At 43.6% G+C, this 11,926-nt stretch carries 14 protein-coding genes; 4 read left to right on the forward strand and 10 right to left on the reverse strand.

Annotated elements, in window-relative coordinates; genetic code table 11:
• Window positions 1-16 precede the first annotated feature (16 nt).
• Window positions 17-649 (forward strand): hypothetical protein, encoded by a 633-nt coding sequence (locus QY318_00530; GenBank protein ID WKZ31246.1) that lies wholly within the window; start codon window positions 17-19, stop codon window positions 647-649.
• A 21-nt stretch (window positions 650-670) separates the two neighbouring features.
• On the opposite strand, the gene QY318_00535 is transcribed toward QY318_00530, so the two are convergent.
• The 4 genes from QY318_00535 to QY318_00550 all read right to left on the reverse strand — a co-directional run bounded on the left by QY318_00535 (window position 671) and on the right by QY318_00550 (window position 3,670).
• On the reverse strand, window positions 671-1,801 hold the full coding sequence (locus tag QY318_00535; GenBank protein WKZ31247.1) for a hypothetical protein: 1,131 nt from the start codon (window positions 1,799-1,801) through the stop codon (window positions 671-673).
• Window positions 1,802-1,852: 51 nt separating this feature from the next.
• On the reverse strand, window positions 1,853-2,530 hold the full coding sequence (locus tag QY318_00540) for a PspC domain-containing protein (protein ID WKZ31248.1): 678 nt from the start codon (window positions 2,528-2,530) through the stop codon (window positions 1,853-1,855).
• Window positions 2,531-2,567: 37 nt separating this feature from the next.
• The gene (locus tag QY318_00545; protein WKZ31249.1) at window positions 2,568-2,867 is read right to left on the reverse strand and encodes a PspC domain-containing protein; all 300 of its coding nucleotides are present in this window, start codon (window positions 2,865-2,867) and stop codon (window positions 2,568-2,570) included.
• Between the two features lie 86 nt (window positions 2,868-2,953).
• Window positions 2,954-3,670: a hypothetical protein gene (locus QY318_00550; protein WKZ31250.1), complete on the reverse strand. Its 717-nt coding sequence runs from the start codon at window positions 3,668-3,670 to the stop codon at window positions 2,954-2,956.
• 199 nt (window positions 3,671-3,869) lie between these two features.
• On the opposite strand from QY318_00550, the gene dcm reads away from it, so the two are divergent.
• Window positions 3,870-5,084, forward strand: coding sequence for a DNA (cytosine-5-)-methyltransferase (gene dcm / locus QY318_00555; GenBank protein ID WKZ31251.1), 1,215 nt, complete (start codon window positions 3,870-3,872; stop codon window positions 5,082-5,084).
• Window positions 5,071-6,249 (forward strand): type II restriction endonuclease, encoded by a 1,179-nt coding sequence (locus tag QY318_00560; protein ID WKZ31252.1) that lies wholly within the window; start codon window positions 5,071-5,073, stop codon window positions 6,247-6,249. The genes dcm and QY318_00560 overlap by 14 nt, the downstream gene beginning before the upstream one ends.
• Window positions 6,250-6,413: 164 nt before the next feature.
• Here the strand turns inward: QY318_00560 and QY318_00565 are convergent, their stop codons facing one another.
• The 5 genes from QY318_00565 to QY318_00585 all read right to left on the reverse strand — a co-directional run bounded on the left by QY318_00565 (window position 6,414) and on the right by QY318_00585 (window position 10,400).
• Window positions 6,414-7,634 carry a hypothetical protein gene (locus QY318_00565; GenBank protein ID WKZ31253.1) on the reverse strand — a complete coding sequence of 407 codons (1,221 nt, stop codon included), beginning with the start codon at window positions 7,632-7,634 and terminating at the stop codon, window positions 6,414-6,416.
• Between the two features lie 143 nt (window positions 7,635-7,777).
• A complete protein-coding gene (locus QY318_00570; GenBank protein ID WKZ31254.1) occupies window positions 7,778-9,010 on the reverse strand; it encodes a hypothetical protein in 1,233 nt (410 codons plus the stop codon).
• A gap of 43 nt (window positions 9,011-9,053) precedes the next feature.
• Window positions 9,054-9,476: a hypothetical protein gene (locus tag QY318_00575; GenBank protein ID WKZ31255.1), complete on the reverse strand. Its 423-nt coding sequence runs from the start codon at window positions 9,474-9,476 to the stop codon at window positions 9,054-9,056.
• Window positions 9,477-9,508: 32 nt separating this feature from the next.
• Window positions 9,509-9,976 (reverse strand): hypothetical protein, encoded by a 468-nt coding sequence (locus tag QY318_00580; GenBank protein WKZ31256.1) that lies wholly within the window; start codon window positions 9,974-9,976, stop codon window positions 9,509-9,511.
• A 46-nt stretch (window positions 9,977-10,022) separates the two neighbouring features.
• On the reverse strand, window positions 10,023-10,400 hold the full coding sequence (locus tag QY318_00585; protein ID WKZ31257.1) for a hypothetical protein: 378 nt from the start codon (window positions 10,398-10,400) through the stop codon (window positions 10,023-10,025).
• A 128-nt stretch (window positions 10,401-10,528) separates the two neighbouring features.
• On the opposite strand from QY318_00585, the gene QY318_00590 reads away from it, so the two are divergent.
• Window positions 10,529-11,224: a SprT family zinc-dependent metalloprotease gene (locus tag QY318_00590; protein WKZ31258.1), complete on the forward strand. Its 696-nt coding sequence runs from the start codon at window positions 10,529-10,531 to the stop codon at window positions 11,222-11,224.
• 4 nt (window positions 11,225-11,228) lie between these two features.
• On the opposite strand, the gene QY318_00595 is transcribed toward QY318_00590, so the two are convergent.
• Window positions 11,229-11,828: a hypothetical protein gene (locus QY318_00595; protein ID WKZ31259.1), complete on the reverse strand. Its 600-nt coding sequence runs from the start codon at window positions 11,826-11,828 to the stop codon at window positions 11,229-11,231.
• Window positions 11,829-11,926: the final 98 nt, after the last annotated feature.

Below are 11,926 nucleotides of genomic sequence, written 5' to 3' on the forward strand. Positions count from 1 at the left end.
ATAAAGTTCCTATCAAATGGAGAATGACCATCAGCTAAAAGATATATTTGTAAGGCCAGCAAGGCAGATTGGGATTGTGGTCTTGGTCTGTGTAGTGCTGTTTGTTCTGCTTGCAATCCTCTCTTCGGCGAAGAATGCCCTGCTTGGGGACAGATCAACTGACAACGACCAGAACGAGCAATCAGACGAGCCTGCAGAGCCAGGCTTTGCAGGCCAGACACTTACAACAGAGAGATTCTCACTTAAAGTGCCATTTGAAGATGGTAAGCTCAATTCATATCAGAGCAGCCTCCCAGTCGACGGTCACGATGAGCCGTACAGCTACTACGAGGTCGCTTCTCAGGCTGATCCCACTGCAAAAGTAATAGCTGTAGAGCATGAGAGCGATAAAGATCAAAGAACAGAGATAATCGAGCGAGGTGAAATGCTTTTCCCAAGCCTGGTGCAGGGCATGCCAGCTGTAACCGAACTCACAATCAATGAAGTGAAATATACGAAGGTCACATATGACCAGTGTAGCGAGGTAGACTGCATACAGGCGATGGAACGAAGCTACTACTACATGCGGCTTTACGAGGATACCGTCCTATACATGTATCTCGGAGAGTATGATACTGAGGTGCTTTCGACATTCCAGTTGAGCAACTAGTCCGGGCTACAGCTCCCTTGATTACTGCTGAGAGTTATAGTAGTTGAGCCACCTCTTGTTAACACTTTCAAGTAGCTCTTCGTTTGTCATCCCTTTATGTATAGGATGCGGACAGACAGTACCATATTCCAATGCACACTGGTCATTCCAGTACTCGACTTCATACTCCATACGGTGCTCATACTCTTGACGACTCTCTAGATCGTCTGGTTCGTTGCCGAAGATAAAGTACTTCTCTGTCGTGTCGAATGATCCGATCAGGGCCGCAATCTTGTCTGACTCTCCCACCAAGGTCTCTTCAGTCGCTCTGATCGTATGTCTGAATTTCTGACCGTACTGATCTTCAATTGCATAGTCGATGACATATACGGTCTCTTCATCCGGCACGCCATCATCATCCAGCATCTCTAGATAGATATATAGTTTCTCAAATTTAGAATCCTCAACATTAATCACGCCGAGCATATAGAAATCATTGCTTTCCCCCCATATCTTATTGGCTCTAGTCTGGATAAGTGATTGCTCGGTTACCCACTCTAAACTACGACCATAAAACGCATGGTATTTAAAGTATGTAATCTGAAAAGGTGGAGTCTCGGTAGAACCGGTTACTCCAAGGTCGGTGCGATACTGTACGAAGTTGTGATACTTGTTCATGTTGTTCTCGCATAGCTGACAGAAATACTCACTGCGCGCTATAACGCTTCCGAATGGTGCAGGTGCCATGCTCTTATCTACTAGATAGCTCATCCCATGCAGATTATAGTTCTCCTCAAGTCCATGATTTTCCGGGTAGGGTGCATCAAACAGATATACTGTCGGATATTTAAATCCGTATATCTCCTCAATATCTTCTACAGACTCTATCTCCGGTATGTCGAACTGATAATCCTTAAGAACCTCGTCCACATTGCTGAAATTAAGGAGTACGGGCTCGAGTACAGCGGATTCTATCGGAGACTTCTCCTCTATAGGTGGCTCTTCCTCAACTGCCGGAGGTGGATCAACCTCTTCTAGTTGTGTCTCACTATTTAAGATATATATAGATGTTGCGGCTGAGGCACAGCAGCAGAGCATTAAGACCAGAAACAGTGCCGCGACCAGTGCTGGGATGAAGTACTTGTGCTGAGTAATGTTTTTCGTTGGTTCCATGGGGAATTATATCACTACAGATTCGTACCGCAATACAATAATTAGTGAAAGCTACTTCTTCTTCAGCAACAAAACTGCCCCAATGCCCACCAATATCACTGGCCAGATATCGCCGAAGTCAAACCATCCGAGTAATCCCATATTCTCAAGCCAGAAATAGCATCCCAGGAATACAGCGATGAGACCGAAAACAGTTCGTGCATTGCCCTGCTTGCTACCCTCTTTGACTGATTCCCAGATATCGTTGCCTTTGCTTACAACATCTGCGGTATTCTTGCGGATCGATTCTTCATTGATCATCTCTGAGCTAGATACACCAGCGACACCATCATCTTCAGGGATCAAGATCCAGAGCGCGATATAGAGGAATACACCTGCGCCACCTGCCATTGTGAGTGCGATGAAGGCGAGTCGTACCAGGATAGGGTCGACCTCGATATACTCGGCTATACCTGCACAAACACCGCCAATGATTGAATCGGAGCTGCGGTGGAGGCGCTTGGTCGAGGTAAATTGGACCTTGGGAATGCCTTCTTCTTTGGTCGGTCGCTCGGGCTTAGGGGCTGGCTCGGACTTGGGAGCTGGGTCGGCTGCGGGCTGCTGTGGAATCTCCGTTACGGTCGCCGCTACATTCTCGGCTGCTTTAACATTCTTGGCTGCATTCTCAACGCCTGATTTTGCTTTTGAAGGTTTGATTTTACCTTTGCTTTTCTTAGAGGTAGTTGCCATATCTGTTTAATATTTGCAGGTTAGCTAATAGGTGGGGCTATTTCTTGCCGTTGTCACCCTTAAGACCCTTCTCAACACCCTTCATCACCTCGTTGGCTTTCTCTGCCATCTCGTTTGCACCTGTGGAAACTGTGTCACTGCCTGACTTAGCTGTATCAAGAGGGAGGATTAGCCAGAGGATGAGGTAGATCCAGAAGGTAGCACCCATGAAGAATGCTGCAACGATGAATAGTACTCGTACAAGCATTGGATCGAGTCCGAAGTATGCTCCTAGTCCGCCGCAGACGCCTGCGATTACTTTATCTGATGAGGAGCGTGTAAGTCTTTTCTCTGCCATTTTGTGATGGTAATAATTTATGTATATGTATGGTATATGTTAGCACAGTGGGGGAGGTTTGAGTACTGGCTTAAGTTGACGCTGCTTTAATGGAGCGTTTGAGTTCCTGCCATCCTGAAAGCTGACTCAAAGTGATCTCCAAATGGAAAAATCTTGACGCTGATTAGACCCATTCTCGACCTTGTCAGATCTTCAACTATTCCCTCTGGCTTTGAAAGGTTAGCCTTGGAGATAAAGTGTAGTGCCTGTTTGGTGTTAAACAGATGCATAAAGAGTCTGCGGGTCATAGCAATGTACAGCTCTTCTTCGGCCTCCTCTTCTTCTCCGATAAACTCCCATGCTATATTGTAACGAGAAAGTTTGACTGAGGCCGTCTTTAACAGTCGTCTCTGAGCCTCCTGCGCTGTCATACACTCACCTCGCGATTTCGCCTTATCTTTAGCATTAATGTAGCCATGAACAAGTGCTCCATCTACGAGTTCATAGCACTCCTCATAAAAGCAGCTCAGAGTAGCTCTAAACTGGTCAAATAGATCAAAAGGGGTACGTTCTTCAATACCTGTCTGACGCAAATTATCGTGATCAATAAAATCTCTAACAAACTTTGCCATACCAATTATACGATTAGATTCTCCTGCGTACTCCATACTTCCATAGGATTCTTGGATAATAAGCCCCAACAGTCCCATCGATGCCGCGAGGCTCATTCCTGGCTTCTCTGTTTGCTCTTGTCTGTGTTCTAGCCAGCCCACTAGGGTGGGAGAGATTGTTTTTAGTTCAGGTTTCGTAAGCGTTTTATCCATGCGGGATTATACCGCTAGTAATAACATAACGCTATAGGGTTGCGACATATTAAGAAGTAAATGAGGCAACGCTGATGTTTCCGTTTAACTGGCGTAGAAGGCTATACCCAGCTGGCCTCAGTCTCCAGAAAGATTATAGAGCAACTCAAGTTGAAAGATTTCACCGCTGGGTATAATATATCACTAAATTGAAACCGTTATGTATTTATCACAGAAATTACAACAAGAGAGAGAATTTAAAGGTCTAACTCAAAGAGAGCTTGCCGACTTATCTGGGGTAAATTACTCAACAATTACCAAGCTTGAGAGCGGTGTGTATCAAAATCCTACTCTCGATACCATTATGAAAATAAGTAGCGCCCTTGAGATAAAGATTGAAAGTCTCTTACAACCGCGGAAAGAATTTGGAATGCCTTCTAACACAATGATTGAATCCCACGCTGAAGTCAAAGGTGTAAAATTTACCTTTATTGACCTCTTCGCAGGTATTGGAGGAATTAGAATTGCCTTTGAGAGGCAAGGCGGGCGCTCTTTGTTTTCTTCTGAAATTGATAAGTATGCGGTTAAAACCTACCAAGCTAACTACGGTGAGACGCCTGCTGGCGATATTACCCAAATTGATGCCACAAATATACCTGATCACGATATTTTACTAGCAGGATTTCCATGCCAACCTTTTTCAATCGCTGGAGTTTCAAAAAGGCAGAGTTTGGGCAGGGGTCACGGTTTCTTTGATGAAACAAAGGGAACATTATTTTTCGACATCGCAAGAATTATTGAAGTGAAGAGGCCTAAAATCGTGTTTCTCGAAAATGTGAAGAACCTTATGTCACATGATAAAGGAAGGACTTTCGAAGTAATAATCAACACACTAAAAGAGCTTGATTACATACCATACTATAAAGTTAATGACGGACAGCATTTTGTCCCACAGCACAGGGAAAGAACAATTATTGTAGCTTTTGATAATAAAGTATTTAAAGGCAAAGAGAATTTTGAATTTCCAGAGCTACCTAAAAAAGAAGTGAGGCTCTCAGATATTCTTGAAAAAGAGGTTGACCCTAAATATACACTTACTGATAAACTGTGGGAGTATCTTCAAAACTATGCGAAAAAACATAAAGAAAAGGGTAATGGATTTGGTTATGGGCTTGCTGATTTTAATGGAATCACTAGAACCTTAAGTGCTAGGTATTACAAAGATGGATCAGAGATTCTTATCCCTCAGGAAGGTAAAAACCCAAGAAGGCTTACCCCAAGAGAATGTGCAAGACTTCAAGGTTTCCCTGAGGATTTCATAATTCCTGTTTCCGATACACAAGCATATAAGCAGTTCGGAAATGCTGTAGTTGTTCCTTTAATGGAGTACTTAGCTAATTCAGTTGTTAAATCATTAGGATATGTTAGAAAATAATTTTGCAGGTCAGGCAATTGAGGCTGTTAAAAGAGGTTCTGTAGCTTTCTCGAAATTTATAACTTCAAACGATGCTGGAGTAACTGGAGGTCATCAAAGTGGATTCCATCTACATAAGAACTCATACCCTCTTTTTTTTGAGACTCAAGGAGTCAAAGGTGAAAATAGTGAAAAATTTGCAAAGATAAAATGGCAGGGAGATTTTGAAACAGACAGCAGGTTTATCTACTATGGGGTCGGTACAAGAGATGAATACAGACTTACAAGGTTCGGCAAAGGATTTCCGTTTTTAACAGAGGAAAGCGTTGGAAACCTTCTTATTCTTACTAAACAGACAGATGAGTACTACGAGGCGTTTGTACTTTCAAGTGATGATGAGATAGAAACCTTCTTCAGTGCATTCGGCATAAGTCCACAGGAAACAAATAAAATCATTCCTAAAACAAATACTGTAAGTGTTGAAGATCAGCTTATGAAGATGTTTGAGGCTTACATAGGTACTATCAGCGTTGATTTCCCTCTTACAACCGAGATTGCAGATAATGCTAGGAAAATAATTATGCAGGTTTCTGGAATATCTACAATTGATGTCAAATCTAATCCAGATAAGGAGCTTTTGAGATGGCTTGATACAGAGTATAAGTTATTTAAAACTATTGAGAATAATAGATATTCAAACATCATAGGGCAACCTTTTAAGGATGTAGATTCTTTCATACAAACAGCGAACAGCATTTTAAATAGAAGAAAAAGTAGAGCTGGAAAGTCACTTGAGCATCACCTTTCAAATATGTTTACAACTTTTGATTTGAAATTCAGTGAGCAGACTGTAACAGAAGAGCACAAAAAGCCTGATTTCATCTTCCCAAGCCCGGAAGCATATCACAATTTTTTATTTGATCAGAATAAGCTTGTTTTTCTTGCAGCGAAAACAACATGCAAAGACAGATGGAGACAGATCTTGAATGAAGCTGACAGAATCAAAGTAAAACATTTATTTACATTACAGCAGGGAATATCTTCCAATCAGATGAAAGAAATGACGCGCTACAATGTTAAACTTGTTGTTCCAAAAGAATATATAAACACTTATCCTAAGGAGTACAGAGAAGGAATTTATTCGCTTGGTCAGTTTGTAAGATACGTCGATGCAACTCAAAAATAGTGACAGACAACTAACAAAGAGCCTAGAATATGTCTAGAGACACCTCGGTAAGACAGATTCTTGAAAATAAAGAATGGAAAGTGATCTATATATGGGAATGTAAAATGAGAACCGGACATAATATTTTCAAAATTTTACGAATACAAGATCTTGCTGATAGCAAGCTAATCAGGTGGCTCTTGGATATGTGCTTGAAAATAGATTATCTCGTTGACCAAGTTTTTCTGCGTATACTTCATTTCTTGGTATTTGTAGTAATCATTGAAGTACCCACTTAGGCTTGCGAGTTGCCTGCTGAATCTTCCAAGAAATGCTGTTACGCCTTCTAAAGTGAAATCAACAGAGTCAATGCCATCACCTAGGTCATCTAACATCTTTCTGCAAACAAAGTATCGACCAAAATCCGTACTATTACCACGCAGCTTCGGTTTTGTTATTAAAAGTGGTTCATAGATGGGCTTGTAGATGTCGAGTTCCATTTCTTCGCTCATGTTCTGCGTAGCTTGGTGCAACCTTATTGCCCTTGTAATCGTATCATTTGATCTTGGCTCCAATACTAAAAGCTGGCTATAGGCATATTTTATTACTGAAGAGACGACGGTCCCACTATACTTCTTCAAAGGCATATCTTTATCTTTTTTCCAATCTAGAAGTGTTGATAACACTACGCCCCAAAATATATAACGACCATATTCACACTGTAGGCAACTGTTGGGTGTTTCTGATAAAACTTCTTTCGAGATTACAAAGAGATAGAAAGAAACAACTTCAGACATGAGTGCTCCTTGTGAGATATCATGCAGTAACTCTCTATCACATTCTGCTACATTCCTTATACAGTTCGTTGCAATGCTTTGTGCGATACTCTTGCTGTTGTCTTCAAGTTTTCGTGGTCTTTCATAATCATTAACCCAAGTAAGATCGAGCCACTTTGATAAACAGATAAAACCGTTAAGAAGATGATTTATACCTTTAGTATTACCATGTACAACCACCTCATATAAAGACTCCGTGATTTTATCCATTCTACCTCGCCTAGAGTTAATCCAAATTTCCAACGGGGACAATCTGACGCCAAACGGCACTAAGGCATTATACACAAGCAAGTTAGTTGCGATATCAAAGGTGTATGGGCCACCTGCATTAATTTCGTGAGAACGTATTTCACATAGGTAGCTATGAGGCATCCTTTTCAATACTCTACCAATAACAGAGACATACAATGAAAAATCTTTGAGGGTTAATAGTTGCGGCGTGTCAGCATTACCAAAAAAGCTATCTATTAATCGATTCGCCAGAAAATAATCCCCTTCCAACTCAGTTTCGCCCACAAGTGCAAGGGTAATTATTCGCCAATTCTCACATTCAGCGTCTAAAACTGCCAAGGATACTTCTTAGCCATCAATATTCTTAAAAACCTTCTAGGATTTAACAATTTCCTTCTTGTTTGCGGATACAACAAAAAACCCTCAATGTATGAACTGTGCATACTTGTAAATCTGCAAAGTTAAATCAGTACATTACATCATTAAGCCAAGTGCTCGTCAACCCTCCCCCTCCTAAATCTCCTACCAATCCACCCAAACCACCCCCTACGCACCATCAAGAACACACTAAACACCAATCCCACCGCACTCAGCCCCAAGAGTACAGTCCATAGCCTTACATTTACCTCGCTACCATTCACCACCTTCAAGTCATCAGTCTCTAGCCCCTTATTCGTTACCTCATCCTCATCTACCTCATCACCCTCATCAGTTATCACTCCACCCAAGTCTGCAGGGTCTATCCCTTCAGGGATCTCTTCCTCTTCGACAGTAGGCTCATCCCGGGTCGCAGCTGGAGCGGCAGGAGTATCAGCCTGACCAAGCATGGCAGCTGTTACAGCGACAGAGGCGTCACCTGTGCTTTTCACCTCGGCATGGCCGAAAGCATCTTCTGTGACTACCATCAGGGCATATGTGCCAACGGTAAGGCTGGCATCACTTACGTCGAGCGTCTTGCTACATGTACCGCTGCGGGTTGCATCTGCTGTCCCTGCACTAATCCACTGGTTGTTGGCGAAATATCTAAATGAGCAAACCCGGTCTTCCAGATAGTTGGCATTGCTCGGCTCAGTTACTGTACCTGTCATCTGGATCTTCCAATCGGGGTTGTCGGCACCGTTGGCATTGGTGATCTGGGCGGTCAGAGTGCTGCGGGGTGCCTCACCATCTACGGTGATTGTGTTGAGTGTCTGGCCATTGATGAGCGGGGAGCTTGTTGGGTCATATACCCAGAACCTGACACTGTATGTAGCAACAGGGTCGAGTAGTGTGCGGTTAATATTGTTGGTACAGGAGTAGCTCAGCATGGTTGGGTCATCTTCATCTGGGACACCCGCGGAAAGTGTGCCGTTGTACTGTCCTGTCTCACCGCTTCCCCAGTTAAATGACACCTTGCATGTGGCAATGGTTGCATCACTCTCAAATGTGATAACCGAGGTGAAGACATCGTTTACATACATTGTGGAGCCGTCAACCTTGTTTGGCGTGTATGCAGAGGTCTTAACTGTCGTGGCGGCATATGCGGGGCTGCTGGAGACGAAAGAGAGTATGGCTACGATAACTATGGCGAGGAAGGGGATGAGTAGGTGTCTTTTGCGTCCGACCACTTGTCGGCGATACGGTAGAAGGAAAGGCTTTTGCTTTGAGCCAACTGGTCGGACTGGATTCTCAATGTCTCGACGTTGTGGCTCTTTATCTGTATGAGTTGTTTTCATTGCAGATATAATATAGCAGAGGCGGGGTGGGTTGTGAAATGGGCTATCTTGATCCTCTTTGGTTTTGTATATGCTCGAGAAGCATCTCGTTCATTATTGTTTGAATCTGGAAAGGCGTGAGGTCGATCATTTGAGGATTGCACAGTACACGCTCGACTTTGCTTCCCATCGCGTAAATGATCACATACAACTCATCCTGTTGTGCGTTCAGTACTCTATATAGCCTTACAGCAGATAGAGAAGAGTCGTTCTCGTACTGTGGCATCATTTCGGCATTGTCTGGCCTAAGCGTATATCTTGTCCATCCAAATGTGTCTGGTCCAATAGCAAACCCACCCCAGCTATCTGGCCTTTCTGTTTTTAGTATTGTATGTATGCCTTCGTACTGAGCTTCTCTATCACGGAAATGCTCGTCAACGTGTCCGTAAAGTTCTTCAGTACTCATCTGGCCATAACTATTTATCATGGCTTGATTTATACTATAAGTCTATTGCAGATTCAACCACGTACACCTCGCCATCTCGGATCATCACCGTTTCGTCGCATACCCTGTGCATACTCAAACATTAGCCTGTGGCACACTCGAACAACCGTTTGATTAGCGAGATAGTGAGAAGAGAAGCTCAAGATTACTTCCCACCTACGATCCAACGCGCCAGCAGTTACGTACGCCAGCTCTTTGCCCACTTCTTGATACAGCAAGAAATAGCCCATGCTTTCGCGTCGATCAAACTCCCTGAGAACCTCCGGTACCTCCCAAGTGAGACCCATGTTATCGGGCTCAATCTCTTCACAATAATATATGCGGTATCGCTCTGTCCGACCGCCCAGTTCCAAGTCTTTGTATGATAGCTGATATATCTCGGTTGAGGCATAATTCCAAGGCAGCTCGCGCTCTCCCACTCTGAGTGGAAATTGCATTTCCGATCTATCACCGTAGTAGCGATGGCTCCCGTTTTCGCCCATGCTTATATTGTATGTAGTGAAGGATTATGGTTGAGTAAAGTGAAATCTAGAACTGTATCTCATCAAAACTTAGATACTGGATAGCTTCATGATGCTTGAGAGCTGATGCATATGCATATTGGGAACGTTGTCTGAATTCATCAGACAGGGGGGCCGTTATACTATGCCCATCAAGTCCACAGCCGGACAAGTTCGGGACAAATATGTCGAGTAATCTAACCTTACCGTTATCAAGTAGAAGATGCACATATACCTTATTACAACCTTCGTACAGATATGGCGATAACTCATCTATCCCAACCGTATCGCCATTGAGCGACGTATAACAAGCGAGAACACACCCTTCGCCTTCATGTACAATCTCGGTTTCACATCCATCTCTTTCTAGCCCTTTAGTTGTATCGCCACCAAACTCCGACATCATTTGTCACTAGGAATAATTTAACTATTTGCATACCCCATAGTCTCTATCTGTAAATAATCGGAGATGTTCCATCTCCATTACATACCCATTACACGCTCAAAATATCAATCCTGTATAATTTACCGAGTATGAAACTAAACTACACCCTCAAACGAGAAAAACGCCGCTCCCTTACTATCCGCATCACCGAAAACGCCGACGTCATTGTCAAAGCACCTCACCGCCTCCCACAGCAGCAGATCGACCAATTCCTAGAGGAGAAATCCGGCTGGATAAGCAAGAAGCTTGCTCTACAGCAGCGCCGCAGCGGAGAACGCCCTGCGCACAGATTTAATGAGGGTGAAAAATTCGAGTATCTCGGCGAGACTTACAGCCTGCAAATAATCCCTCCAAGCGCAGTCACCAAATATGGGCTCACACTAAGAGAGCCGCTAGACCTGCACCAAGACTTCATCCTCCATGCCGAGAAGCAGCCGAAAGCGCGCGAGGCATTCACAAAATGGTACAAGAGTGAAGCACGTACAATTCTGGCCGATAGAGTAGGGCATTTCTGCGACCTAGCCGGGCTTAGGCACCAATCGATCAAGCTCTCAAATGCCAAGACTCGCTGGGGCTCATGCAGCAGCAAGGGCAATCTAAACTTCAACTGGCGTATCATAATGGCTCCGATGGAGGTAGTAGACTATCTGGTCGCCCACGAGGTAGCGCATCTAAGGCATCAGAATCATTCGAAGAGCTTCTGGAATTTGGTGGGGGAGATCTATCCGGATTATAAGCAGCATCGGAGGTGGCTGAAGGAGAATGGGCATAGGCTGGAGATCTAATCGCCTAACAGTAGCCCTTAATGGCTGGGTGAAGAATACTATACCAATTGGTTTCTCCAGTTCCCCTCTGTTTTGAGCTTCCACGAGGTACTCTCCCTCTAAAGTTCAAACCCTGAATAGGGTGCCCCACAGGAGTAACTGCAGCTGTGCTCAAAGTTCCATGTCCGTAGTTCATGCCACTGACCAGCTCTTCTAGCGTAGCGACAGCATCTACTACATCAGGATTAAAGTATCTTATGCCAGGCATACCCTTACACGCATATACATAGGCCCGCTTCTGGCCTTTGGATCTAGGTAATTCAACCACATGAAATGCCTCGGCAGAACAAAGACCAAAGGCATTTGGGGCTATAAAATAGATGCACTCTCGGTAATCAATCTCGGTATAGAGTACCGGTGGAATTGTATACCTATCATTATGATAAAAGTCCCACTCAATTTCATATGCATTTCGCTGTGTCAACAATGCTAATAGAGTGGTAGATTCATCCATCCCTTTTTGGAATAGTGGTAGGGACTTCTCGATTACCCCCTTATACTCATAACTGATTACAGTTCGTATATTCGGCTTTGGATTGTGTGTGTGTTCCAGGTCGGTGCTCATACTCGTTTAGCAGGATGGAGACAATTGGACTTCCATAACCCACTACCTTAAGACTATTTCATATTGCGAAGCAAAGTGGGCAGCCTAGAGTTTATACA

The organism is Candidatus Dojkabacteria bacterium, assembly GCA_030583845.1.
GTDB lineage: Bacteria > Patescibacteriota > Dojkabacteria > SC72 > JAHDCA01.